At 34.7% G+C, this 26,731-nt stretch carries 26 protein-coding genes, 1 pseudogene and 1 riboswitch; of the genes and pseudogenes, 12 read left to right on the forward strand and 15 right to left on the reverse strand.

The window, feature by feature from the left end:
• The first annotated feature begins 2 nt into the window (after window positions 1-2).
• The 3 genes from AC5WOC_RS03450 to AC5WOC_RS03460 all read left to right on the forward strand — a co-directional run bounded on the left by AC5WOC_RS03450 (window position 3) and on the right by AC5WOC_RS03460 (window position 1,561).
• Window positions 3-236, forward strand: a complete 234-nt coding sequence (locus tag AC5WOC_RS03450; RefSeq protein ID WP_496053980.1) for a hypothetical protein — start codon at window positions 3-5, stop codon at window positions 234-236.
• A gap of 216 nt (window positions 237-452) precedes the next feature.
• Window positions 453-1,142: a DUF421 domain-containing protein gene (locus AC5WOC_RS03455; RefSeq protein WP_496053981.1), complete on the forward strand. Its 690-nt coding sequence runs from the start codon at window positions 453-455 to the stop codon at window positions 1,140-1,142.
• Window positions 1,143-1,414: 272 nt separating this feature from the next.
• Window positions 1,415-1,561: a hypothetical protein gene (locus AC5WOC_RS03460; protein ID WP_496053982.1), complete on the forward strand. Its 147-nt coding sequence runs from the start codon at window positions 1,415-1,417 to the stop codon at window positions 1,559-1,561.
• 1,852 nt (window positions 1,562-3,413) lie between these two features.
• Here AC5WOC_RS03460 and AC5WOC_RS03465 read toward each other — a convergent pair.
• Complete coding sequence (locus AC5WOC_RS03465; RefSeq protein WP_496053983.1) at window positions 3,414-3,884, reverse strand: MarR family winged helix-turn-helix transcriptional regulator; 471 nt, start codon at window positions 3,882-3,884, stop codon at window positions 3,414-3,416.
• A 162-nt stretch (window positions 3,885-4,046) separates the two neighbouring features.
• On the opposite strand from AC5WOC_RS03465, the gene AC5WOC_RS03470 reads away from it, so the two are divergent.
• A complete protein-coding gene (locus tag AC5WOC_RS03470; RefSeq protein WP_496053984.1) occupies window positions 4,047-5,477 on the forward strand; it encodes an MDR family MFS transporter in 1,431 nt (476 codons plus the stop codon).
• A gap of 884 nt (window positions 5,478-6,361) precedes the next feature.
• Here the strand turns inward: AC5WOC_RS03470 and AC5WOC_RS03475 are convergent.
• The 6 genes from AC5WOC_RS03475 to AC5WOC_RS03500 all read right to left on the reverse strand — a co-directional run bounded on the left by AC5WOC_RS03475 (window position 6,362) and on the right by AC5WOC_RS03500 (window position 11,674).
• A complete protein-coding gene (locus AC5WOC_RS03475) occupies window positions 6,362-6,490 on the reverse strand; it encodes a hypothetical protein (RefSeq protein ID WP_496053985.1) in 129 nt (42 codons plus the stop codon).
• Window positions 6,491-7,410: 920 nt separating this feature from the next.
• Complete coding sequence (locus tag AC5WOC_RS03480; protein ID WP_496053986.1) at window positions 7,411-8,700, reverse strand: MFS transporter; 1,290 nt, start codon at window positions 8,698-8,700, stop codon at window positions 7,411-7,413.
• An 11-nt stretch (window positions 8,701-8,711) separates the two neighbouring features.
• Window positions 8,712-9,497, reverse strand: a complete 786-nt coding sequence (locus AC5WOC_RS03485; protein ID WP_496053987.1) for a carbon-nitrogen family hydrolase — start codon at window positions 9,495-9,497, stop codon at window positions 8,712-8,714.
• Window positions 9,498-9,510: 13 nt separating this feature from the next.
• A complete protein-coding gene (locus tag AC5WOC_RS03490) occupies window positions 9,511-10,185 on the reverse strand; it encodes a DUF2848 domain-containing protein (protein ID WP_496053988.1) in 675 nt (224 codons plus the stop codon).
• Entirely contained in the window at window positions 10,182-10,841 is a 660-nt protein-coding gene (locus tag AC5WOC_RS03495; protein ID WP_496053989.1) for a GntR family transcriptional regulator, read from the reverse strand. Before AC5WOC_RS03495 ends, AC5WOC_RS03490 begins: the two co-directional genes overlap by 4 nt.
• Window positions 10,842-11,275: 434 nt before the next feature.
• Window positions 11,276-11,674 carry a DUF4279 domain-containing protein gene (locus tag AC5WOC_RS03500; protein WP_496053990.1) on the reverse strand — a complete coding sequence of 133 codons (399 nt, stop codon included), beginning with the start codon at window positions 11,672-11,674 and terminating at the stop codon, window positions 11,276-11,278.
• Between the two features lie 68 nt (window positions 11,675-11,742).
• Here AC5WOC_RS03500 and AC5WOC_RS03505 point away from each other — a divergent pair.
• The 3 genes and pseudogenes from AC5WOC_RS03505 to AC5WOC_RS03515 form a co-directional block, all read left to right on the forward strand.
• A pseudogene (locus AC5WOC_RS03505) lies at window positions 11,743-11,904 on the forward strand (exosporium protein C); the annotation flags it as partial.
• A 482-nt stretch (window positions 11,905-12,386) separates the two neighbouring features.
• Window positions 12,387-13,979: an ATP-binding protein gene (locus AC5WOC_RS03510; RefSeq protein WP_496053991.1), complete on the forward strand. Its 1,593-nt coding sequence runs from the start codon at window positions 12,387-12,389 to the stop codon at window positions 13,977-13,979.
• Window positions 13,980-13,981: 2 nt separating this feature from the next.
• Window positions 13,982-14,677, forward strand: coding sequence for a response regulator (locus tag AC5WOC_RS03515; protein ID WP_496053992.1), 696 nt, complete (start codon window positions 13,982-13,984; stop codon window positions 14,675-14,677).
• 43 nt (window positions 14,678-14,720) lie between these two features.
• Here AC5WOC_RS03515 and AC5WOC_RS03520 read toward each other — a convergent pair whose 3' ends face one another.
• From AC5WOC_RS03520 to AC5WOC_RS03535, 4 genes are all read right to left on the reverse strand, one after another.
• Window positions 14,721-15,761: an ABC transporter substrate-binding protein gene (locus tag AC5WOC_RS03520; RefSeq protein ID WP_496053993.1), complete on the reverse strand. Its 1,041-nt coding sequence runs from the start codon at window positions 15,759-15,761 to the stop codon at window positions 14,721-14,723.
• Between the two features lie 54 nt (window positions 15,762-15,815).
• Window positions 15,816-16,673, reverse strand: a complete 858-nt coding sequence (locus AC5WOC_RS03525) for an ABC transporter permease (protein ID WP_496053994.1) — start codon at window positions 16,671-16,673, stop codon at window positions 15,816-15,818.
• Window positions 16,651-17,499: an ABC transporter ATP-binding protein gene (locus AC5WOC_RS03530; protein ID WP_496053995.1), complete on the reverse strand. Its 849-nt coding sequence runs from the start codon at window positions 17,497-17,499 to the stop codon at window positions 16,651-16,653. The genes AC5WOC_RS03525 and AC5WOC_RS03530 overlap by 23 nt, the downstream gene beginning before the upstream one ends.
• Window positions 17,500-18,673: 1,174 nt before the next feature.
• Entirely contained in the window at window positions 18,674-19,207 is a 534-nt protein-coding gene (locus AC5WOC_RS03535; RefSeq protein WP_496053996.1) for a ribonuclease FAU-1 family protein, read from the reverse strand.
• 1,072 nt (window positions 19,208-20,279) lie between these two features.
• Between AC5WOC_RS03535 and AC5WOC_RS03540 the strand changes: the two genes are divergently transcribed.
• Entirely contained in the window at window positions 20,280-20,483 is a 204-nt protein-coding gene (locus tag AC5WOC_RS03540) for a hypothetical protein (RefSeq protein WP_496053997.1), read from the forward strand.
• Window positions 20,484-20,700: 217 nt separating this feature from the next.
• Here AC5WOC_RS03540 and AC5WOC_RS03545 read toward each other — a convergent pair whose 3' ends face one another.
• Window positions 20,701-20,952 (reverse strand): hypothetical protein, encoded by a 252-nt coding sequence (locus AC5WOC_RS03545; protein ID WP_496053998.1) that lies wholly within the window; start codon window positions 20,950-20,952, stop codon window positions 20,701-20,703.
• Window positions 20,953-21,002: 50 nt separating this feature from the next.
• Here AC5WOC_RS03545 and AC5WOC_RS03550 point away from each other — a divergent pair, with 50 nt between their 5' ends.
• Window positions 21,003-21,275, forward strand: coding sequence for a MarR family winged helix-turn-helix transcriptional regulator (locus tag AC5WOC_RS03550; RefSeq protein ID WP_496053999.1), 273 nt, complete (start codon window positions 21,003-21,005; stop codon window positions 21,273-21,275).
• A gap of 108 nt (window positions 21,276-21,383) precedes the next feature.
• On the opposite strand, the gene AC5WOC_RS03555 is transcribed toward AC5WOC_RS03550, so the two are convergent.
• Window positions 21,384-21,545, reverse strand: coding sequence for a DUF1348 family protein (locus AC5WOC_RS03555; RefSeq protein WP_496054161.1), 162 nt, complete (start codon window positions 21,543-21,545; stop codon window positions 21,384-21,386).
• 188 nt (window positions 21,546-21,733) lie between these two features.
• Window positions 21,734-22,000, reverse strand: a complete 267-nt coding sequence (locus tag AC5WOC_RS03560; RefSeq protein ID WP_496054000.1) for a hypothetical protein — start codon at window positions 21,998-22,000, stop codon at window positions 21,734-21,736.
• Between the two features lie 500 nt (window positions 22,001-22,500).
• A riboswitch (M-box (ykoK) riboswitch) is annotated at window positions 22,501-22,664 on the forward strand.
• Window positions 22,665-22,882: 218 nt separating this feature from the next.
• On the opposite strand from AC5WOC_RS03560, the gene AC5WOC_RS03565 reads away from it, so the two are divergent.
• On the forward strand, window positions 22,883-23,821 hold the full coding sequence (locus AC5WOC_RS03565) for a magnesium transporter CorA family protein (RefSeq protein ID WP_496054001.1): 939 nt from the start codon (window positions 22,883-22,885) through the stop codon (window positions 23,819-23,821).
• A 36-nt stretch (window positions 23,822-23,857) separates the two neighbouring features.
• Here the strand turns inward: AC5WOC_RS03565 and AC5WOC_RS03570 are convergent, their stop codons facing one another.
• Complete coding sequence (locus tag AC5WOC_RS03570) at window positions 23,858-24,862, reverse strand: hypothetical protein (RefSeq protein ID WP_496054002.1); 1,005 nt, start codon at window positions 24,860-24,862, stop codon at window positions 23,858-23,860.
• Window positions 24,863-25,118: 256 nt separating this feature from the next.
• Here AC5WOC_RS03570 and AC5WOC_RS03575 point away from each other — a divergent pair, with 256 nt between their 5' ends.
• Together AC5WOC_RS03575 and AC5WOC_RS03580 are read left to right on the forward strand one after the other, a co-directional pair.
• Window positions 25,119-26,000 carry an NAD(P)-dependent oxidoreductase gene (locus tag AC5WOC_RS03575; RefSeq protein WP_496054003.1) on the forward strand — a complete coding sequence of 294 codons (882 nt, stop codon included), beginning with the start codon at window positions 25,119-25,121 and terminating at the stop codon, window positions 25,998-26,000.
• Window positions 26,001-26,042: 42 nt separating this feature from the next.
• On the forward strand, window positions 26,043-26,681 hold the full coding sequence (locus AC5WOC_RS03580; protein ID WP_496054004.1) for a YjgB family protein: 639 nt from the start codon (window positions 26,043-26,045) through the stop codon (window positions 26,679-26,681).
• Window positions 26,682-26,731 lie beyond the last annotated feature (50 nt).

Below are 26,731 nucleotides of genomic sequence, written 5' to 3' on the forward strand. Positions count from 1 at the left end.
CCGTGGGATTTCCCATTCAAAAATGGCTAATAGGATCGACATTACTACTTTCTTTACCAACACTTCTTCCTATCTATCGTAAAACTCTTAAACCGCTTGCAACTCAAAGCTTAGAAACATTAGAAGACTCAGTCAAGCAAGTAAAAATTCTAGCAATAAAGACGAGACATGAATTAGAAGATATATGGCTAGAGGCCCAGTATGATCAATTAATGAAAAACCAACAAAAACAATAAACAAAGTTCTCCATTGGAATGTTAGTTCCCCTGAGTCTTTGGTTGTGCTGTACTTTGCTGGTTGGAAACAGCATCATGATGTAAGTGATTCTCCTAATTCGAGTAATCTTCTTTCAATTAGATTGTTTTTCGGATTGGGAGAAAAACATAATGAAGCCAATTGTGAATAGGGATACTGCGGTGTAAAAAAACTCGTCCTTTTATATGGGGTGAATGATGTCTGATCTATTAGAAACTATAATAAGAACCATATTATCTGTATTCTTACTCATGATAAGCATTCATATAATTGGAAAACAACTCATTTCTCGTACGACTTATTTACATTATATTGTTAATATCACTCTTGGCTCAATTGCAGGTAACCTTGCATTTGAAACAAAACTTAACTCTTTTAATCTAATCGTTTCATTTGTCGTTTTTGTAGGCGTTTCTGTTCTGCTCTCACATCTTGCCTTAAAAAGTCGTACTTTAAAAAAATGGATTATCGGAAAACCGATTACTCTTATCGACAAAGGAAAAATTCTTGAAAAAAATCTATCTAAAATCAATATGAGCTTAGAAGCATTAACTGAAAATCTAAGAAAAAAAGATATTTTTGATATGAATGAGGTAGAATGCGCAGTGTTGGAAATGGACGGTGGACTATCCGTTTTAAAAAAAGCTATGTATCTTCCAGTGACATACAAAGACCTAGCATTACAAAAATCTGATATTTCATTTCCAATAGAATTGATTGTAGATGGAGAAATCATATCCGAAAATTTAATAAGAAAAAATTTGACGATAGAGTGGTTAGAAAAAGAGTTGATTAAGCGAAAATTGATGTACAAAGATATCAACTACATGATACTTGGTACAAATAATCAACTGTATATTGATCTATATCAAGATCACTTGAATTAGTACTAGGAAGATGTAGGAGACGAACCCCCTTCCCTCACGCAGGTTCAACACTTTTTTTGGAATATGTATTTACAAACATATATTCTACTGATAAACTATCTATATTTGCAATTCTTGGATAGTTTGAAAGATGAAAGACAAGCTGGTAAAACTATTCTGTATGATAAGAGAACCGAAAACTCATGGAGTTTGCTTGGTAATAAAGGTCTCAGAAGACTACTATACTAATAATCCAACGGCTTTAGCCGTATGGCGTGTCAAGAGGTGTTCATATGGACTCTGATAAATTAACTCGATTACAATCTCTACTCGATCTCCCTGAAAAGCTAAATGTTAAAGAAGACATCAATCGACCAACTATAGAAACAGAGGATCCTCCTACCAAAAACCAATCCATATTTGATTACTTAGATTTGTAGGACTACTTGATCAAAATATTACTCATATCATTTTTATATGAAAATGCCCGTTTCAAAATAAAAACTAACATAGGTTAGTTTTTTATTTTTACCTCTATCCCCAGAAAGTAATTACTTAGAATAATTTTAGTAGCTTAGAGCTATGAGAATAGCTGTGTAAATTCCTGGGGTTTCTATTTTACAAGAGTAGAACTCCACATATAACATGTATTCTACATCTTCCCCCAAAGTTCAATATATCTCTCAATTTTCTTTTGTTGTTCTGTCCAATTGCCTCATTAAACAGGTCTATATTGGGTTCACTAAACAGTAAATGAGTAAGTGTAAGTAGTTGCGCAACTCTTTCTATTTTAGTCACTAACCCTTTCTGCCATAAACATACTATCGTTTGAGCTTAAATATTTATGTGTAAAACATAGTTAAAAATAAAACAGTTGTTGAAAGGATAACATAAAGTAGTATCTCAGAAGATTTCCCAACTCTTTCAAGTTGAATCCATGAAAGTAGGCAAAAAACAGCTGTCAATCCAAAACTTAAAAAGAACCAAAAATTAGTTTCTCTATTTCTATATATCAAATTAATTATTCCTATTGACACGAACATAATCCTTAGAAGAAAAATCATTTTAATTCCTCACATTTGTAAAAGATCAGTAGTACATAACAAACAATTGATATGCATAAATAAGTAAAGTAAAATAACCGATTACTTGTATGTAGTCGGTTTATTTAGGTCAGTCTGCGCCTAACCGTTATTTTTTTCAAATGAGTTATTTTTAGAAATGACATTAAAATAAAAGTTAATTCTCTTCCTTTCCTAATCAACACATCGTATTACCGGATATACCCATGTCGGTTTACATCAGATCAGTTTGTCACTTAAAAACAACAGTATGAATATAAGTAATAGAATTGTATCCGATATTAAGATATATCTTTTCTTAGTTGATTCATGAAAGCCTATTTTCTCAGCTGAAAGATTAATCCCGAATAAAAGTATCACATGTATTCCAGCAAATATCAAAATACTAAATAATGGCAATTCATTCGATTCCAACTTTGTTCCCCTTTTTCCATTTTGTTTAATTATTCATCTAAATAATTCATTTCATTTAAACTAGGATTCTTGTTTTATAATTTTTTGGATTTAGGTCAATATCTATTAACGCTTTTCTTATTAAAAAGCTTAATAAAATTAGTCATACAATTTAATACAAATCAGCGTTATATAAGTAATTAGTATTAATAAAGCTAAAAAAGCCATTTTCAGAAATATTCTTTCCCATTTTTTTACAAAATGATCTGAAAAGGTTCGTTTCTTTTTAAGTTCATTTCTCATTTCCTTTTTAAATCTATATAATTGTATTAATGATACTATGTAATAAATCAATAAAATACACCATAGAACATTGAATATTTGATCCATAAATATAACACTCATTTCAAGAGGGGCTTTAACAAAAACCGATAAGAAATAAATTACTAGACTAGTATAGAAATCACATTACTAAAATGCAATATATATAATTTTAAATAAAATACTTTTATATACCAACAACTGATTTGTTTCTACCTCAATCAAGGGAATCAACAATTATAAGGATTATCTTGGAATACGAAAAACGCCCCACAATGAATGCAGATGTTTGCAACGATGCGTTCATTTCGAGCACTCATAAAAAAATCAGATGATAAATTTATTTTTAGAAACAATAAACCCGACTACCTACACTTTTACTTGATGTAGTCGGGTTTATTCAAGCCTATTCTTTACTCTTAAGTAAGTATTCTCACATCATCAAATCCCAACAATTATTGTATTTAAAAAAAATTTGTAAACATACAATTATCGGCTAATCCAGGTTTAAATTGTCCATCATTCCTTCAAGAAGATTAATCAATTGATGACGTTGTTCTAAGGAAAAATGCTTTAACATTTTTTCCGCCAATTCAGATTGAATAGAATGAATAGGTTCCAAATGTTTTTCTGCTTTCTCGGTCAGTTTTAGGAGCATAGCACGGCGGTCTTTCGGATCAGGGACTCGACTTATCAACTCATCTCGTTGTAAGGCGTCAACAAGATCCGTGACAGTGCCAGCCTGAACCCCAAGCTTTTCCGCCAGTTGACTCATACGTATCTCCCCCATCTTCCCAACCATGGTCAGGACTCTTAATCTGGAACCTGATAAGGTAATCGGCATATCTAACGAAGAAAGACGTTTCTCAAATTCTCGATTAAAATAATGATTAGCTTTGATCAGAACATGCACCACGTCAACAGCTGGGTGGTTCTGATCTGTTTTGTTTGTATTTGATTCGATCATAAATCTCTCCTTGACAATATAAGAGTTGTTATTTAATCTATTTACTAAGGAACCTAAATATTAAATTCCTTAGTAAATGCTAATTTCATTTTACTTGATTTCTTATACTTTTACAAATAGGGATCTAGTCAAATGATAAGACATTAAGAAGGAGAGAAATAAATGACACAAAATAAAAATAATACGGATATAAGAGTTATTCCGCTTGTTTCCGTTTTGATTATGGGAGTATTTATCGCCATTTTGAGTCAAACACTATTGGGAACAGCTTTGCCACCTATTATGAAAAATCTCCAAATATCTGCTAGTACAGCACAATGGTTACAGTCTTCGGTATTACTCGTTATAGGCATCATCGTTCCCATCACGGCTTTTTTTATTGGAATATTTACTACAAGACAGTTATTTTTTATTGCAATGGGAAGTTTTGTAATTGGTACGTTGATTTGTGCAATTTCACCAAACTTTTCTACTTTGTTAATAGGAAGGGTTATTCAAGGTGTAGGAGCAGGTATTATGATGCCGCTCATGCAGACAATATTATTTATTGTTTTTCCTGCAGAAAAAAGAGGAGCGATCATGGGATTATTTGGGCTAGTTATTACATTGGCACCTGCGATCGGACCAACACTTTCTGGTTTGCTTGTAGATCATTATCCATGGCATTACATCTTCTGGATCATTTTGGTGATCTCCATCATAGATCTTGTATGTGCCTATTTTTTTATAAAAAATGTAACCGAAAAAACTTCTCCAAAGGTTGATTTAGTGTCAATTTTGTTTTCATCACTCGGTTTCGGCGGCTTGTTGTATGGCTTTAGTGCCGCAGGAGACAAAGGATGGATGAATATCGAAGTTCTTCTGTCGCTAATTATTGGATTGTTCTCAATTTTCATATTTATTTCGCGACAATGGAGACACTCCACTATACTTGAGTTTCGTGTTTTCCGTTATGGGGTATTTGCTCTATCCACAGGAATTACCATGATTATTTATTTAAGCATGATTGGTGCCACTGCGATTCTCCCCATTTACATGCAAAATATGCATCATTACACAGCGACAAAATCAGGTCTTATGCTCCTGCCAGGCGCAATCATAATGGGGGTCATGTCTCTTTTTTCGGGAAGAATTTATGATAAACTTGGAACATTTGGTGCAAAATGGCTATCAATTCTGGGTTTGGGAATAGTAACCATCACTACATGGATGCTCTCTTATCTATCGCCAGAAACCACATTTGTCTATTTGTCTGTTGTCTATTTCTTTCGAATGCTGGGTATTGGTATGGTGATGACTCCTATTACAACGCTAGCTATAAACCAACTGCCTAAACGACTAATCCCTCATGGAACATCGATGAATAATACAATGAGACAAATCGCCGGAGCATTGGGCACGGCTGTATTAATAACAATTATGACTAGCAGCTCCTCCGATGTTAGTAAAGGAATGGATGGTCCCATCGCTGGTGTAAATATGTCATTTATGGTAGCAACCCTTTTGACAGCCATTGGCATGATTCTCTCGATTTTTTTAAGACAATCTGAGTCTGTAAAGGAAGTAGAAACAGTGCTAAATAGTAAGAATTGAACAGGGTACCTTGGTCTAACACAGTCTGTTCAGAAAGATACTTTTTCTCGTGAATTTTGCTTTTATTTCTGACTTTGGCCGCATTGATAGCACTATATTTCTATGATCTTTACTATTGGGATGTTAAAACCAAATAATAATGCAAGTAATATTATCAAAACAAAACTCGTCATCCTCCATAGTAGATTGTGACGAGTTTTGTTTTGATGATACAGTTTCTGCCCCTGTAAATTGGGTTGATTAACTATCAGATAGCTGAAAATATGTCTAAATTAATTTAGGTAATTCCTTTTTTTATTTTTTAACAAATTAAACATATCTTTCTTCCTCAAAAAATAATAGAGAGCAAGTTGGTTAAACTTACTCCCTAATTTTTTAAACAAAGATAATTAACTACAGTTAATAGATGCATATTCAGGATTTATTACATATATGGTGTTGTTTTGTATTTTATACTTAATCCCATTATCTTTAAAACAATCTTGTAGTGTTGGCAAATCTGCATTCACAACTGATGTAAATACCTCATACTTTGGTGGTGGAGAACTACAAGCAGATAACAACAATAATCCTAGCAACACGATAATATTTTTTTTCATATTTTACACCTTTCGATTCATTGAAAACTTAACTTGTCCGATATAATCTAGTTTTACTACTATTCATAAGTTGTAAGATTTCACATAGCCACAACAATATAAGCTATTCGACCATCAAATACCGAGGTAACCGAGGTGATGTTCCCTTATTGCCATATACATAGCTAAATGTATAAAGAACGGTTCCAGTATTATTTATTTTATTGATAATAAAATAATTTGTTAGAAAAACATCATTCATTAATAATTACTAAATAATTCAAAAAAGAAATCAAACATCCACTACTAAAGCTTATTCTTTTTCATTTTTTTAAAAAAGTAAGTTACAACGCCAATTACCATAATTACCATAGCTATCAGAACAAAAAATATTATAAATTGAGCAATGATAGTTCCAGCATCAAGCTCCAGCACCTTTTAAACCTCCTCCTATGTTTAAACAAATAAAAACAGCACTTCCTACTCATTTTTTAAATGTTGCCCTGTCTCATTTATTTTCATTTATTTTAGAGATCACTACTCCATCGTATTTGTATAAGGACACTGTCTCACCTCCGTTTTTGGCTTGTTATGTTGTGCACGACAAAAAACTCTCTCCTTCTCGTCTTATTTTTTGATGTTATTTCTAATAGACCTTCTTAGATTCTTTTAAATCATCTTTATTAACTAGTATTTCTTGAAGGTTGTTGCTAGTTTTGTTGACAGAAAAATCGATGTTTTAATTTTTCAGACACTCCATTATTTTCGAGTATGAATCGAATGACTTTCCTTCATTTCGAAACAAAAAAGTTTCCTTATCTGTTTGATAAATAGGTAGTATCGGAATCAAAAAAATAATATCCTCAATAAAACAATAACTACTGAAATTATTTTTTTCATTCTTATAAATCTCATTTTTCTCAGTTCATTAAACTCTCTGGGACAAATATCCCAATTCTAAATAGCTAAATCTTCTATAAAAAAGTCTTTCTATAAATCGCTGTATAATAGCGGACTCTATATGGCACTTTCATATATACAGCCAAATCAATCTTTAGAAGAAGGCAAAGTGGATAAAAATACGTATTTTGTGCGCTATCTTATACATATATTAAAGGTGAACAGTCCAATACTTGAGTTTTTATTTCTCTCTTGATAAGCATGGAAAATGGGAGATATGAAAGAAGTATCCGTAACTTATTTTATCTAAAAATTTCTCAATGAGTAAAACAAATCACTTCAAACGAGAACAAACACCAGAAAAAATGAAAATAAGAATATCCCCTCCTAGAGGGGATTTGTTATGATTTCTCTGTTTGGTATAAACGACTTATGTGACCTTATTTTAATAAAGGTTAATCTTCTTCGACAAATGCGCGATCAGGTCGAACCATAAACCAAAGTACTATTGCAAGCAAGATAGGGATGATGGTAACAAGTAATGTTCCTTCCCATCCGATTTTTTGCGCCAACCAACCACAGACTAATGGAGATAGAAATGCAGCGATATTTCCCCATAGATTCATCCAAGCGGACACAGAACCAGCATATTGATTACCCATATCATTTGCTGTCGCCCAAGAGACGACTACTGGAAACCCAAGGGAACCCAGCGAGATGGTTAACCAAAGGACATTCATCCAGTCACTGGCTGCGTGTGCTGCTAAATACATAGTTACCGCGAATACCAATAACCCAATGATCGCCAACACACCACGAGCAACAAACTTAGATTTCCCCTGTTTGACTAAACGATCGGAGATTGCTCCACCAGTCATTACGGTGATAAATATGGCGAGCCAAGGCAAGCTGGCTGCAAATCCCATTTTTTCTAGTGAAAAATTTTGAGCTTCTTGCAAGTAGGTTGGTAACCAAACCAAAAAGAAAGTAACAATATAAAGTACGACAAAATACTGAATACCAAGTACCCAAAACCGTATATTAGACAAAAATTGTTTCCATGGTGCTGCTTGTTTTTGTTCCGTTTTTACAGAACGATTTGCTAGAATCCATTGTAATTCTGCTTGATTGACACTTGGGTGTTCTTCAGGTCGATTTCGACCTTTCCAGTACCAAACAAGACCGATAAGTAAACCAATCACAGCAAAGAGATAGAAAACTGCTTCCCAACCAAGTAAATTATAAATAGCTACAGTGACAATTGGTGCGATTACTGGACCAAAATAAGATCCGGCAAGTAGTGCACTAGAAGCCCGTCCTTTTTCTTCTTTAGCAAACCAATACGTATTAAACACCGCATTTCCCGGATACATAGGTCCTTCTCCCATACCAAACAAGAACCGTATCAATGCCATCCATCCATGCGACTTTACTGTTGCCGTTAAGGCGGTGAAGAGAGACCAAAATACGAGGGCATAAAACACAATTTTCCTTGCTCCTAGCTTTTCGGCTAGAAGACCAGCTGGAATTTGCATCAATGCATATCCTAATGAAAAAAGCGAAGCTAAGAGACCGAATTGCACTTTATCCATGTGAAGTTCGTCCATGATTGGCTTTGCCATAACAGAGATATTTGATCGGTCCATATAAGCAACTAAACCAATGATAAAAAAGAGAAATGCTAACCACCAGCGAACTTTAGTAGGTTGTGACTGATTTTTTGCTGTAGATTCTAGGTTGCTCATATTATTTCCTCCTAAGAAAGTCGGTATCGGTGTGGTACTCTGTCTTGAAAAACAGGAATCGCTTGACGAATTTCTGCTACTTTTTCCAATGCTAAATCTGCGAATAGGATTTGCTCTTTTGCTCCTGCTTGAGCTACTATCTCACCCCAAGGATCAAAGATGATCGAGTTTCCATTAAATCGGTCGTTTTCATTTTGACCGACGATATTAGCACCAACTACAAACATTTGGTTTTCGATGGCTCGTGCCCGAAGCAGAGCGAGCCAGTGAGCCTCACGTTGTATCGGCCATTCGGCAGGAACGAACAGAATAGAAGCACCTTCCACTGCATAAGTACGGATTAACTCCGGGAATCGCAAGTCATAGCAGATAATCACGCTTGCCAGTGCATCTCCAATTGAGAAAGTTTGATAGTCCGTACCTGCTGCAAGATATTTATCTTCAGCCATCAATCCAATCAGGTGTAACTTTGAGTATGCATTAATCTGTTTTCCATGAGGATCAAATGTCAAGGAAGTATTGAATACTTTTCCTTCCTGTTGCATGGTAAACGACCCGCCTACTAAGTACACACCATGTAATTTAGCCTGTTCTGCTAGGAAGGTAGCTACAGCTCCATTGATAGATTCTACATGTTTTGCTAAATTGACAAAATCGTATCCTGATTTCCACATCTCTGGTAAAACGATTAATTCTGTCCCGCCTTTCGCAGCCTCTGCAATCATCGCCTCTGCACGCTGTTCATTTTGTACTGTATCCCCTTGTACAACATTCATTTGACATACAGCAATTTTCATTGGACATAAGCTCCTATCTAGCGATATTTTCCACGCTGTATTGAAGATCTATTGTTTTTTCAAAGACAGGATCGTGCATTTTCATCCGATAAGCAGTTCCAAACTGAAAGGAACCACCCAGTATTGGCACAGTTCCACAAAACAGGATGGTAGTGCCTTCGACTGCTTGGCGTTTGTCTGCCCATGTTAATAGATCTTGGACGGGTAATATCCCTGCAACTGTTCCTTGTTGATAAACCTGCCAATTTCCATCGATTTTAATCTCACACTTTAGTTCAATTTGATCCCAATGGGGGAGTGCTTCATCTAAATTCCATACCTTTTTCGCCAATGGTTTTGGTGTGGCCTGTTTTGCATAAGGGATACTATATGCTTCTAACTCTCGATCTGTATGGTCAGAACCAAGCGAGATCCACTTGTTTTCACCTTGCGATATGACCACAAACTCTACTTCACCAGAAGTTTTGTCTCCTAAGACTTGAATTTTATCTTCTTGTGTCACGAGTAACTGACTCACAGGATAAAGCATGGGAACTTCTGGTGGAGCAGCAATTCCTTCTGTTGCAAGCTCATCAATATGTTTTTGCACTACTTCTTGATTTCGTCCTGAATAACCGATGCATACAACCTTTTGAGGATTTACGAAAACGTTTTCATTTGGTGTTAATTGAAAAACAAGCGGTGTCATGGTGTGTCTTCCCCTTTGATATGAAGTAAAAGTGCTGTCTTGGTGTTTTCAAGATGAAGAAGTAAAGCGTTTTCGACACTACCAGTCTGAAATGAGTCAATAATCGCTTGGTGTTCTTTTATTACTTCTTCATTTCGTGACTCCTGCTGCAATGCACGCATTCCCATGCGCCGCATCAGGTCAAGTGTCTGTTCATATACGGTGATTAAGCGATTATTCTCAGATAAACTGGCGAGATAATGATGAAAGTCACGATCCAAACGGATAAATAGATCATGTTTCGACAACTCTATTGCTTCTTTCATTTCCTCTATGAAAAGTTGCATTTTAAGTTGATGTTTTGACGTAAGTTTATCTTTGATTTTTTGGCCGATAAATGTTTCTAATAATACCCGCAGCTCAAATAAATCTTCCATGTCTTTTCGTGTGATTGGGCTAACAAAAGCTCCTTTATAGGGGATAGTATAAACCCAACCTTCTCCTTCAAGAGCATGAATGGCTTCACGAAAAGGAGTCCGGCTGATACCCAATTCCTCCTTAGCACGCCGCTCTGAAATGATCTCTCCTTCCGCAAACGTCCCATAAATAATTGCTTCTTTCATAATTTGATATGCTTGCTGCCTCAATGGATTTGGCAATAATGAATGATGATCCATACGAAACTCCTTTGATACTTAAATATATCGTATATCATATATCATATATGATCGGGAAGCATTTGTCTATTCCGTGAAAACGTCTCCTTACTTAAGACGTTTTTTACGCAGTAGAGTGTTTGATATACTCATTCACCTATAAGTTTTTTCCAAATCGAGCAAATATGCAAAATCTGAAATAAATATAGTTGAACTTTCCACTGAATTCGTAATAAATTAATTATCATGTTGCTTAGTATCCCTCCCGTTCTTTCTTTTTTTGGGAACTGAAGCTTTATTTTGTTTGATATACAAGGGATGGTTGCTTCAATTTTAATAAATTGTATTCCCTATGATCTGATGACAAGCAAGTAGATGAATTACTTTTACACCCAAAAATGATTACTATTTTTTATGAGTCGCCATAGTAATTACTTCAAAAATTCAGTTAAAAGCTAACTAGGATAGAGATCAAAATTTATAGTAGCATGAATATTACTTACAAATTGAATAAAATTAGTATCGAAATAAATAGCAGGACTTATATCTTCTTTTATCTTAATGACAAACATAAATTTGTAATTCAGGTCGTATTTATCTTTCAAACTTTTCAATTCTCTTTCTTTATGCTGAAGCAAATTTGTGATTTTTCCTAATTGGATATTTATATCGAAAGATTTTTCATATTTCGTGGATAAATACCAATAGGAATCCTTTATGATAGTATAGGTGCCAAAATCTCCTTTTTTACCAATCTCAGTTGGATTTATTTCTATTTCCTTTGTGAATTTGTCAGGATCGAAAAAATCATCTCCATATACTGCAAAGTAAACCATCACTTCAGTTTGATCCATCATGCACTCTCCACTGTTCTAAATTGATATTAGCAAACGAATAAGTAGAAATAGTTGTGAAACCTACTTCAATGCAAAACTATGCAGTCACTTTTCAGGCAATTGATACAAATGTAAGATCAAGTAGTCATGTTTATACCGTAACCGCAGAAAACCAAGTTGCAAAAACCCGAGCTGATGTTGTTGGCCCGGTAACATTTAGTGGACTAGCTGTTAAAACAAAAATATAATTTTCATTTAAATTTATTTTCCTTCTTAGGAAGTAGGGTATAAAAAAGTCTAGATTTCTTTATACCCCATATGTTTTCGCTTTCCCCTGATTTATTCTAGTTCATAACTTTGATAGAGGAGTCAAATCATATTGAAAATATTGTTAATATGATTCTTTATTTAATTCGGAAATCATTAACTCCAACTTTGTTTAGAGTTAAATTTGAACGCTTGATAATGCGTTTTCCGTGTCTTTGTTGAAAGAACGCTCCATCCCTCACATATACGTTCTAATCGCAAAATCAACCAGGAGTCGAAATGTATAATTGTATACTTTTCCATTTCTTTTTTGAGAATAAATTATATAATATTTTTAAAGAAGGTTAAATTTTATTTAGAAACTTTCACCTCGATTTTTTGTAATTTCTGTGAAAGCAGCATCTCCTTTGTTTTAATATTTAGAAAGAATTATGCTTATCCTTTACAGAGGTGAATCACCAAATTGATAAATCAATATGTAAAACTTCGTACAAAAATTAATATTTTTGTAGTATTGATTATTATGTTAATTTTAATTCTTGTTATATCGGTCTTGTCTTTCAGCATCATTCAATTACGGTTTCGAGATGTTGGTAATCGTGCACTTATTCTTTCTAGAACGATTGCAGATTCCACCCAAATACGAGAAGCTTTTCGTAAAAAAAATCCTGCTATCGAAATACAACCATTAGCTGAAAAAATAAGACAAGAAACCGGTGCGGAATTTATTGTTGTAGGTAATATGGACTTAATCCGCTATAGTCACCCTAACCCTGCTTTAATCGGAAAAAAAATGGTTGGTGGCGACAATAACTTAGTTCTTCACGGGAAAGAAAGCATTACCCAAGCGGTTGGAACACTTGGCCTCTCCATACGTGGCAAAGTACCAATCTTCGATGATCACCATCATCAAATTGGTGTCGTCTCAGTCGGTTTTTTGATCGAAAATATATGGAATGATATTTTCGCAACGCTCCAGAACATTGAAATTATTGCTGGGATCGGGCTTCTACTCGGCTTCATCGGTGCTCATTTGCTTTCTGGACATATCAAAAAACAACTTTTCAATATGGAACCACATGAAATCGCTTTGTTAGCTCAAAATCAAGTAGCAATTATGGAATCAATCCGAGAGGGAATTTTAGCAGTAGATCAGGAAGGAAAAATCACTGCATGTAACCAAGAGGCAAAACGAATTATTGGATTAGATACTTCCAATGAGATTATTGGTCAGCCGATTCGTACTGTTGTACCAAACTCTAGACTTCCTGAAGTTTTGGAAGAAGGAGTTAGTCAGATTGATCAACCAATTATAATTGAAGATACATTAGTTGTCGCCAATTTATTACCCATTTGGTTGAATGGGAAAGTTATCGGAGCTGTCTCCTCCTTTCGTGATAAAATTGAATTGGATCAAATAAACCAACAATTACATGATGTAGGAAATTATTTAAATGATTTACGAAGTCAGAGACATGAATTCATGAACCGCCTCCATGCTATTTCTGGCATGATACAATTAAAAGAATATGACCAAGTCACAGAATTTATCAGTCAAGTAAATCAAGAACAACAGCTGCTTATGGAATTTTTCCTAGCACAAATCCATGACCCGGCAGTAGTCGGTATTATAATCGGTAAAATGCATCGAGCAAAAGAGTTAGGTATTCAATTAACCGTCGATCAATCTTCACATGTAATCAATCCTTGTCCTCATCGCGAGATTGTTATCTCCATTTTAGGAAATGCAATAGAAAATTCTTTGGAAGCGCTCTCAAAATCGATGGATATTGATCAAAATTCAACTATTCGTATCTATATCAATGACCAAACAGATCACCTGGAAATTAAAGTCCATGACACAGGTCCAGGCCTAGATCCTAAAATTGAACAACATATATTTGAAGATGGAATTTCTACAAAGGGAAAGAACCGTGGTTTTGGCTTGACTATCGTTCATCGGTTAGTTTCAAACATCGGCGGGAAAATTTCCATTACCTCAACAAGTACTGGAACCGTTTTCCAAGCAACATTGCCTAAGCAAAGAGGTGGCTAACTTTGTCGCAAAAAAATATTCAAGTAGTTGTAGTAGATGATGATTTTATGATCGCAAGATTGCATGGTAAGCTTGTTAATTCTATCCCTCATTATCAATTAGTCGGAACAGCAAATAATTATGAAACCGCGTTACATTTAGTAAAAGAATTACAGCCAGATTTATTATTATTAGATGTATATATGCCAGATCGATCAGGAATGGAGTTAGTAAGAACCATTCGAGCCAAAACTTTGCCTTGTGATATTATCTTAATCACGGCTGCAAAAGAATTAGAAGTAATCGAAGAAGGATTTCGCTTTGGAGTTTTTGATTATTTAATCAAACCATTTGATCTGGATCGTTTACAGAAAACATTAAAAAAATTTTTTCAGTACAAAATATCGATAACAAAATCAAATACACTTTCCATCAATCAAACGGTTGTCGATGATTTAAAACAGCTGCGCTCTGTCAACCAACCGCTAAACCAACTCCAGCAAAAAGGAATCGATTTGCGTACGCTAGAACGTGTTCAAAATTGTTTAATGCAAGCAAATCGTTTTTTAAGTGCAGAAGAAGTAGCAAGTATGTCTGGAGTTAGTCGCTCAACAGCTAGAAATTACCTTGTCCATTTAGTTGAATCACAGCAAGCAGAAGAACAATTATTGTATGGAACAGTAGGACGTCCCCAACGATTGTATCGCTGCAAAGATTAACAAACAAGCTGCCCATTCTCAAAGAGTTGGGCAGCTTGTTTGGTTATTTATTGGATTTACTAGCTTGATCCACAAATTGTGTCGTATAGGTATCTTCTAACTTGATGTTTGCTTGCTTCAATTTTGGCTTAAATGTAGACAATACATCGTATACTTTTGCTGGACCGTCAGCAGGCATTTTCCCATCAGCCGTAAACATCGCTATACTATGCGTCAATGCTTTAATATATAACTCTTTGTCACCAACATAGTACTCACTAGGCATTTTGCTGGCAATTTCTTCTGGTGTATGTGTTTGAATATATTTTAATGTTTTTTGAAAAGCATTTACTATTTTTTGAACTACTTCTGGATGAGATTTCACATAATCCGATTGCATGTATAAGCTGGAAGCCGGATAGTCTCCTCCAAGTGCTTGCTTAGTTCCTTCTTCACCTGACATATCTACAAGCGGAGTAGCGAGATGTTTTGCTTCCAATAGAGAAACCGTTGGTTCTGTCGTTACTGCTAAATCAATTCTGCCTTGCTGCATGGAAGCAATCAGTGTATTACCTGATCCTACAGGGACAGGGATGTAATCTTTTGATGTATATCCGCCCTTGGTAACTAGATAGTTAGCCAAAAAATTAGTCGAAGCGCCTAAAGAAGTGACACCGATTTTTTTACCTTTTAAATCTTGAATTCCTTTGACTTGACTTAATAGTTTATTGGAAACCATCAGCGTTTCACCTGGTGTAGAGGCAAACTGGATCACTGATTTGAGGTTTTTGCCTTTTGCTTGCAGATCGATAGTATGATCATAAAATCCAACAACCCCATCTACTTGTCCAGCGATCAATGCTTCCTCTGCAGTTTGTCCTGAGCCTTGATTAATCAGTTGTACATCTACTCCTTCTTGTTTGAAGTAACCAAGGTTTTCTGTCAGTTTTGCTGGTAAATAGATAATTTTCTCCATTCCGCCAACCATTATTTTTACTTTGGGTGAAGAAGAATCGCTGCTGGTATTACTACTACAAGCCGTTACTAATAAAGCTATTAATCCAATCAAAAATACCCATCTTAGTTTCCTATATTTTCCCTTCATTTTTATTTATCTCCTTTGTGCTAATATTATATTTGAATATTCACATTTATAGACTTAATCTTGACGCACATTTCGCCATGCAATAAATCGTTTTTCTAACCGTCCAACAACCCAGTCTGCAATTAATGCTGTGATAGATAATAAAACCATCGCTGCAAATACACCAGTTGTATCGAAAGCCCCTTGTGCTTGCGAAATAAGAAAGCCCAATCCTTTTGTCGCACCAATAAATTCTCCTACTACTGCACCTACTAATGCAAATCCAAAACTAGAATGCAAACTCGAAAGAATCCAAGTGAGTGCTGATGGAATAATGACATGAATAGCCAATTGCCTTTTGTTTGCACCTAGCAGACGTGCATTATTAACTAGATTACGATCGACTTCTCTCACTCCTTGAAAAGCGTTAAAAAATACTACAAAAAAGGTAAGTGTCACTCCAAGAGCCACTTTTGAAGACATTCCCAAACCAAGCCAGAGAATAAAGATAGGAGCTAATACAACACGAGGCAGAGCATTTAACATTTGTATATATGGTCCAAAAATGACAGATAACACTTCACTCATACCTAGTGCGTAACCAGCAATGACACCCAAAATAACACCAATTACAAAGGAAAGAATCGTTTCTTCAAAGGTTATTAAAAAATGCGTATATAGAGGGCCCTGGCTTGTTCCATTTTGAAACCAATCTATTATTTGTAAAAAAATTGCTTTGGGACTGGAGAAAAAGAAAGGATCAATCAGTTTGTAATTAGCAAGCAGCTGCCAGGCACCCATGATGACAATAAATACACCAATTTGCAGCCCAAGATTACGCAAACGACGCTTAAGTGCCTTTGTACGCATTTCTTTCAAACGAGAAACCGGCTCAGAAGAGAGCGAATTATTAAGACTGATTGGATTGCTCATAGCTAATCATCACCTCATCTCGTAAATCATTCCAAATTTGTTCATGTAATCTCATAAAATCAGAGTCAAACCGAATCTCTGATACATTTCTCGGACGAGGAAGGTCAATTCGATAGTCACCTTTTATCGTCGCGGCAGGACCTGCTGTTAGCACAATAACACGATCACTAAGTGCGATAGCCTCTTCTAAATCATGCGTAATAAAGATAACCGATGCAGATGTCTCTTCCCAAATGGTGAGAAGTTCACTTTCCATTAAAGAGCGTGTGTGGACATCAAGTGCCGAAAAAGATTCATCCATCAGCAATATTTGTGGCTGAATAATCAAGCATTGTGCTAACGCAACACGTTTCCGCATTCCACCCGATAATTGATGAGGATAATGTTTCTCGAATCCTTTTAAGCCAACGCGTTCGATCCATATCCTCGCTTCTTTGTATGCCTCTGCCTTTTCGACTCCTCGTAAAGTAAGTCCTAAAGAAACATTATCGATCACTGTTTTCCAAGGAAAAGCATTTTCTGTTTGAAATACGCACGCAGCATGTTGATTCAAACCTTGAAGCTTTTCTCCTTGGATTTTAATGGTTCCGTTTGTCGGTTGATCAAATCCGGCTACTAGACTGAGCGTAGTAGATTTCCCACATCCCGTAGGTCCAACGATGGAACAAAATTCTCCTTTGCCAATTTGTAAATCAATATTACGCAAAACAGTATGGACTTCACCTGATGGTTTGACAAATTCTTTACTAACTCCAGATAACTCGATCATGACAGAATCATTTTGTTTTGGTTTATTTGCAATGCTCATTTTTGTTGTCGAGTTCAATTCCCTGCTCCTTTCTCAACCCTTAATGATAGCGCTTACATGAAGTTTATAAAATGTTGCAGTTTTTGCATACATTTCGTTAATTAATTACAAATAAACAATAAAAGTGATTTTGACGATTTTGTTAATGCAACAAAAAAATACAAAGTAATCTTTTTTTACAGGATAAAAGAAATACTTTGTATCAGCTTTGTAAGAACATGTAATTCTTTAAGAGGTTTCCATTTCAATTTCAATATCTTCATCATGATGTTTCATCATCTTCTGGATTATCGGAATCAATAAACTTACGAAAATTAGTATGTAGTCATATGTTTATTGGTCGATTGTTAGAATCACGATCTTATCAAATTCAAAATCAGCGTTGTTCTCCAATGATTCTTTCTAAGTCTTTCCTCATTGATCTATTTATTTACGTTCCACAAGCCCTCTCTGTTATTGTATTTAACTGGATATACTTCTCTCATTACAAAAAACTCCTTCTAATAATATAGAAAAGGGTTATCATTATTCTTGTTTGTCTAAGAATTTCATGAATATTTAGTTTTTTGTATTTAGTTACAAATTTGAATGTAACCTTGATATCAATTGTTTTTGCCATTGGAGGTCTTCTCCTCAGTTAGTCAGAACCTGGCTTAATGCAATTTCAAAATAATAACAAGCCGATTTCATCCTAAATGGGTTAAAAATCGGCATTTTCATATTATAAAATTCCTTATCATTGTAATGTACTATCAAAAAGACCTTAAGCGATTTCCGAGTATGTTTTTACTATAAAAGACAATGAAAATTACCAAGAAACGGCAGATTAAGAATTTAATACTAAAGAGATAAAAACCAAAGCCTTACAGCGTCATTAAAGTTAATAGTTAAAGTGCTATCCTATGTGTCCCTCAAGGTTAGTCTCATCCAAACTTGACTCATTTGTTTCTCGAAGTTCCAACTTTCGAGTATATCCTTTTGACAATCCTCTAACAAAAGATTAAAGATAGAAAAGGTATATGAGTACTTCAATATAAAACGTAAGTAGGTTTTTAAATTACTATCAATATTTTCACTTTCCATAATCTTCATCTGAATAGCTCTGTGTAATTGCTCTTGCTGGGTTAACACTAATATATCCATGCATACCCTTTAATCCAAGGATCACTAAGTTGAAAGTCTAGGGATCTCATTATTTATTAAATAATTCCGCTTGAATCATTTGAGACCATGTAGATAACGTTTCCATTTGAATTTGCACATTTTCGGTAATTTTAGAAACGGTTTGAAAAGCTAAATCATATTCTTGTTTTGAAATTATACCGTTCTTTACTGCTTCTTCTAATTCTTCTTCATCTAATACTTGAACAAATCCAGAAGGAAGAATAATAACATCTAAATATAAATCATCAAACCAAGGTATTCCATTCTCATTTATGCCATGAATTTTACATATATCAATGTACCATTGAACAATAAAATCTTCCTCATTTATCATCGCAGTAACAACGAAGTTTTCATTCTTAGGAAAAAATTGAATCCACCAATAATCGTTATCCACTATTTTTATCGAATGGTTTTTATAATCTTTCCAAAGTGGTTTTTCAACACGTTTTAAATTTAGAAAGGCAATAAAACCATCAAAGCTACCTAAATCCTTTTTAACATAAAATTTCTTTTCCTTAATTCTATTCCAATTGGGACGATCTGCAAATTTTCGTTTCATGAGATAATTTTCTCCTATTCAAATTTCCGTTCACAGCCTTTTCATATGTTAATACTAATATGTACTTCCCTCTTTAGAAAATACTTTTTTTATATCATCTTACCATTGAATGGTGGCGTATTCTCTGAGTTTTGGATTCATTCGAATCCCTTATAGCAAATTAAAAAACCATCATAATGATGGCTTTCATCTATATGACTTCCTTATCTTTGTGTGTCTGGACAACTGTTAGTTGCCCAGACAGAGTGTAAGAAATGTTACACCCTTAGAATCCACAAAGGATCCCCATTATTCTGCGATGAAATCTTACTTATTCACACAAGTCACTTCAACCACAAGCAGGTGAGACATTGATTGCCCCTTTCGCATATGATCCTTAGATGACATTGAAGCGATTTCTGTTCCAACCAAAGTAACAGATACATATATTGGTGAAATAGAAATCTCGTAGTTCCTACCATTCCTAGACACAATCGCTGTCTGAGAATTAGAATCTTCGGAAACCTTATGATTGATAATGGAAACTCCTGAGAGACACTTAATTTCCCAGTATTCGGCAAGATCTGAACGCAGATTAATTCGATCCACCATGGAATCCTTCCGCGAAATCGATAGACTGAATTTCAGCCTAGATTTATTATAAGAGTGGGATACCTCTTTGTACACTATATATTATTATCAGTACATATATTTACCAGTATTCCACATAATCAGATGAACAACGTTGTACATATACAAAATTTCTAATATATGCCATTCTTAGCGTTGCTTTTTTACAAAAAATATCTCATAGGTATACTTGATTAAAAAACGTTATTGACTTCTATCCGTATAGTTGTCAGCTTCCAGATTCTCAATCTTACCAAGAACCTTTGAACGAGTTAAACTCAGAGAACTCATCTTTCTCTAACTTGCTCCCTGTACATCTTATCATTTTCTACTTGTCTACCAATGGCAGTTCCTACTCCTAATATCATGCCCATTGAAATTAATTTAAGATTCTATTTATTCCGACAGGATTTTACATTCTTTAGAAGAATTCATAAAGTGAACAGAAAGGATGAATTTGTGTATGCCAGAAAGAATGATTGGTGATATAGTCAATCAGTTCATTAAAATTTCTAGATGTACTCATAATATAATTACCGATTTGAAACAAACCACTACTAGACTCCACACAACAAATGAACAAATTATGGAACAAATTCTCGAATTACAAAAAGGACAAAATCACATCTTGGAAACTATTCTCCAAATCCAAAAAGAAAGAAATTAAATGTAAACATTTACATTTGAATCATCTGCATCTGGTTTTATAACTGACCAGATGTTTTTTACTGAAGAGATGGCTGAATCACACCAGATTATTCAGCAAGCGCATATGATTCTATACCAATCAAACAAAACACTGATACACACAGCCGAAATGACAGATTGACACCACTTCCTTCTAAGCAAAATAAAAGTTAAATGATTTTTTATCACTTACTACTCTAATCCTTTACAATCGGCATGCTGTCTTTATAGCCACAAACGGGACAGACAACGATCCGCCCGTTGAATCGGCCGGTTTTTAATGCGAATGCAAAATTTATTTTTGATAACTTAAACCTGCTATGACATAACGGACAAACAAAATGTGTAGTTTTCGTACGGAAATCAATGTACTTATAGACCAATAGGTAGATCAAAACCAATGGGAGAATAATTTGAATCAGAATGGATAGAAAATTTAGTTGATTCACCGAAAATCTCCTTTCGGTTCCATAATCGTGGAATCGAACTGGAAAACTTTATGATCCTCGAACTTTTGTATAATAAAGAGACTCATACCATCCGAAAAATAAGTAAAATTTTTTCTATACCTAATGGAAGCATTACTTATGTAGTTGATAAACTAGAAAAAAAAGAACTCATTAAAAGACAACAAAGCCCAACAGACCGAAGAGCTTCTATTGTAGTTCTTACAGAAAAGGGAGAAAACTTGTTCAATGAAATTTTCCCCAAACATGTTGAAAAGATATCTAGAAACCTATCTTTTGTAAATAATGAAAAAAATAACAATTAATGGAACTACTAAAAAAAATCGGTCTTGGTGCCAGTAAACTAAATGATTAAATATAAAAAAGTCAGAACTTCTTACGTTTCAAGAATTTCTGGCTTTTTATATTTCTCATCATATGTGCCCTTGAAAAATCTGATCGTCCCTGTGATCAGATTTATGGATAAGATAATAATCACCATTCATATCCCTTCTTCTCATCAATCCATTCTCAGCAAATTGCCATAATTCATTGCAATGACATCTTATCCATTGATTTGTACTGCATCCTAATATTCATATTTGAAACGGAAAGCTGTTTGCTGGATTATAAAGTAACCCTTAAGATAGTAACTGTTCAATAAATGAATGAAGTCACAAATCCTTAACGCAAATCATCACAATCACGAAAGGTATTCACTGATCTATTGTTTACTTCTTATTATCTGGGGGTTGAGCCTGTATAAACAGACTCAACCGAGAAACTAGTAATTGCTTCCAAGTCGATGAGCAATTACAGCATCTACCATGTAGAGAATCGCGCTTTTGAACCTTTCAAGTACATCTTCCTGTGAAGCTGACGGTTTTTTTCTCTTAACGTCTGCTTCGATAGATCGATAAAGTTCAACGTAGTTATAGTACTTTGGATACTTCTTTTTGATATTTTTCTCGAGGAGGTCATCTCCCTGAATCTCGTCAACGGTCTTAATAAAAAGACTTTCGCAATATCGATCCCTTGGAATCTTAGACACCACAGTCTCCTCAAGATAGATGAATATCAGTATTTTATTATATCAGAAGATAGGATTCTCACAACATTTCAATTCTCATTCAGCTGTTTTTATCATTTGCTAATTGCTTTCTGCCTTCTACTCCTTCGTCACCTAGAAAACCAAAAATTTATTGTCTCGTATTTCCAACAATTCTTCTATATTGCCTCTTTATCCAAAATAGGAATAACTATGTTCGATATGGTAATGTATATGAATGTTTATGACCAAGACAGAATCCCTTTAATAGAAGACGTCAAACAACCCTTGTTACAACCTCACGCCAACAGAAAAAAAAGGAGCATATTGCCCTTTTCGCTAATATTTCCACTAATAAAACGAAGTCCTTGTTTTGAATTTCCTTCGAAAATATTACCGAAATTTTCAAAAATGGGTTGCCATCTATAAAAAAAAAAGAAATTTTTAATTGACGCATTAGCATAGATGCGCGTATAGTATAGAAGGAATAAAAAATAAATGAAGTAACTTACCGTTAGGTGAGGCTCCTGTATAGAGATATGCTTCTGCCCAAAAATGTCGAAAGACGCCAATGGGTTAACAGGAAAGATCGGCTTAAGGTCTTTCTTAATGTAGCTGGCTAAGTCCTATGCTATACAGTGCTAAAACTCAACGAGAGGTAGGTTTTGTCGACTGCGCATTTTTTATTGTGCAAAAAAACCTTCACTCTTTTTGAGTGGAAGGTTTTTTTGCTTGATCTGTTACCAATTCATCCAAGGGAGGTGGGGATCATTCTTACCGATGATCCGCTTATAGGATTCATGTCGATTGCTTTACAACAATACACACATCGAATGCAAAATGATCTCCATTTTCTTTCGATGTGGGAAACAGAGGTGACATCAAATGTTAAAAATTTACCGTTCCAATACACAAGGGCAACTCGCATTGATGAACGAATTTATAAAAGGTACTTGGATTCATTTAATCAATCCAACAGAACAAGAAATGGAAGAAGTTATAAATGCAGCGCAAATTCCATCTTATTTTATAAAAGATCCACTTGATGAAGAAGAAAAATCCCGGATTGAAAAAGAAGACGAAGGAACACTTATTATTATCGACTTACCAATTATGACACCAAATGGTACGAAACGGGAAAAATTCATTACCATTCCTTTGGGAATTATTGTCACAAGGGACTTTTTAATCACGGTATGCTTAAAAGAAACACCTATCTTAGAAGACTTCACACGCAAAAAAATTAAAAACTTTTACACCTTTATGAAGACACGCTTTGTCTTGCAATTATTACATGCAGTATCCACTTATTATCTAGCTTATTTGAAACAAATCAACCGGAAAACGAATGAAATTGAAAAAGAATTACGGCAATCATTAAAGAATCAAGAACTATTCTCCCTGCTCAACTTGCAAAAAAGTCTTGTCTATTTCACAACTTCCTTAAAAACGAATCAAGTAGTGACACAGAAGATATCAAGAGGTCAGCACTTACGGCTATATGATCAAGATCAAGAATTACTAGAGGATGTAATCATCGAAAACAGACAGGCGATTGAAATGGCTGAGATCTACACCCCTATTGTTAGTGGATTAATGGATACTTTTGCTTCTGTAATATCCAATAATGTGAATAATGTCATGAAAATCTTGACTTCTTTGACCATCATATTGACATTTCCTATTATGATTGCGAGTGTGTATGGAATGAATATCCCTATTCCGTTCCAACATTCCCCTCATGCTTTTGCCATTATTATGATTGCATCGATTGCTCTCTCAAGTATTACTACTTTTGTATTTTGGAAAAAACGGTATTTATAAGAGAAAAAGCTGACCTCAAGTGGTCAGCTTTTTGATTTAATCGATATGAAACTCAGGTATAACCGCCCTGCTAGGCAAATCATCCCACTCATTGGATACTTCCTCAAATGGATTATGTTTCACATCTTCCGCTTGAACTTTCCATTCACCATCTATCTTCATCACTTTATAATAGAATGGAATCTGTGTCGACATATTGTAATAGTATGTATTATCATCCTTTTTCATCTCTACTATTCTATCACTTATATATTTAGTGAAGTATTCATAGCCTTCTTCTAAAGTGTCTTCATCCTTTGTTGCTGTCCAATCTGGTGTCAGGAAGAAACTATTAAATTTGTCACTTTCTTCTTTCGTAATTATTTTACTGAGACGCAAGTAGTCTTCCTTCTTACTTAAAACATAATATAGCAGAGCAATATCAGCAGGCGAGTATCCTTTGAGCATCGCTCCTTCTGAAGTAAAAAATCTTTCATGGGAACTTTCTGCCAATTTCCCCTTCTTCGTATCTTCTTTATAATCCACTGCTATTTGTTTTTGAAATAAAGGTTCCTGATCTGATTCCTTTATTATTACTGGTTCCATTTTTCCTTCATTTGCTTTCAAATCATCTTCCGCATTGTCTTCATCGACTTTCCAATCGCCCTTATAAAACATCACTTTTAGCACTCTATCTTGCAAAGTATCTTCACTCTTATAAGCTCCAGAAAATCGATAAAAATAAGCTGTATCATTGAGCTTAAATTCTTCTAGTTGATAATTTTTATCCAATTGATCCTTATTTTCTGGTCCAAACTGCAATTTGTATAGGGAATAATACTGTTCATTTTCTTTGACACTTTCTGTAATACTCTCTTGAAGTGTAGGTGTAGCTAATTCCATTTGTCTACGCGTATTGTTTTCAACTTCTGCTGTTAAGTAACGAACTGCAATTTCTGTTGGTGTATGTCCATTTGCCTCATCTGCTTGTGTAGGATTATCACTGCACCCCACCATTGCCCCTAACAATAAAAAAGATAATAGCAAAACAATTTTCCTCAATTTCTTCACCCCAGTTGTTCTTTTGAAACCAATAATTGTTATTATGTATCACAGAGATAAAGATAAATGTAATTTATGTCCATTTATTCTATAATCCGCTTTTTAAATTTCGACATAATTATCCAAAATCCTTTGTTTTTCTAAAAATATAAAATTGTAATTTTGAATAAAAAATAGAAGAACTCTTCTTTTCCCTTGCTTCCTCTCTTTCATACATGTAAATTATTCTTATACTGGCAAAGGAGTTGCAATAATCATGCTAGATAAAAACACAACAATTGGGTTTATTGGAACAGGTGTGATGGGAAAATCGATGGCATCTCATCTAATTAAAGCAGGCTATTCTCTTTTGGTATACAATCGTACCAAAGAAAAAACAGATGAACTTGTAGAAATGGGAGCAACTTGGAAGGATACTGTAGCAGAAGTTGCTAGAAATTCAGATATTATCATCACGATGATTGGATACCCCAAAGATGTAGAATCTACCTATTTTGGAAAATCTGGAATTCTAGCAAATGCGGCTGCATTTACTTATGTCATCGACATGACTACCTCCACACCATCATTGGCAAAAAAAATCTATCAAGCAGCCAAAGAAACTGGTATTTTTGCACTTGACGCCCCAGTATCAGGAGGAGATATCGGTGCCAAAAACGCCACTTTGACTATCATGGTAGGTGGAGATGAAGCTGCATTTGAAGAGGTATCCCCTATCTTACATATTATGGGTTCCAATGTTATCCTCCAAGGCGGGGCTGGAGCAGGCCAACATACCAAAATGAGTAATCAAATTGCTATTGCTTCAGGAATGATGGCAGTTTGCGAAGCAATTCTATATGCAGAAAAAGCTGGACTTAATCCTACAAATGTCTTAAAAAGTATCTCCTCCGGTTCAGCAGGCAGTTGGTCATTATCCAATCTCGGCCCTCGCATTATAACAGAAGATTACTCTCCAGGTTTTTTTGTGAAACACTTCATTAAAGATATGAACATTGCATTGGATTCCGCAAAAGAGATGGGCCTATATACACCTGGACTTGCTCTTACAAAATCTTTATACGAAGAACTAGCAGCAAAAGGCGAAGAAAATAGCGGAACACAAGCACTCTATAAATTACTGGCAAACAAAATTTAAAAAGCAAGAACTTGCAGATTGAAAAATACGGAGGCTAATTTAATGCAGTTTTTCCGGTTTCTTTCTTTATTTCTTTTGCTTATTTTTTTAACTGGCTGTGATTCTATCCTGCCCGCTCAGGATAAACAATCTGATGCAGGTACGACGATCTTAGCGAATCCACTGGAAGATACACATTCATCCAAACAAGTCCTAGTACCTGTTCAACAAAAAAAGATCGATCCAGAACACCAGAGCTATTTACTGCGAACCTTAACTCTTGCAGCTACTGGAAAAGTAATTGGATGTGATTTTGCTGCAAACAAGCACAAACTTGAAGATGTTAAGAAAAAATATGGGGAACCAAGTGCAAAAAGCAAAGACTTTCCCTACTATATTTATGGAAAGAAATATTTGGATTTTGGTGTTGGGAAAGATGGTCTCATTTTTGATATTCGTTCACATGATCCAAAACTGATGAAAATCACTCGATCGGAAGTAGTGAAAATTTTAGGGGTACCAAACAATATTAAGCATAACACTGGGGAATCTATCTATATATATAATGTTAACGGATACCAACTCAAATTGATTTATGTGCTTGATAAAGATGATCCTACTATCCATCATTCCTCTGTATACTCTGAAACTGCATTCAAAAAACAGCAAGATAACAAAAACAAGGAAGAAAAAAAGAAGTAAAGCGAGGAGATCCTCGCTTTTTTCATTTAATTGGTACTCTTCTAATCGCT

It is taken from the genome of Shimazuella sp. NTD247 (assembly GCF_059510415.1).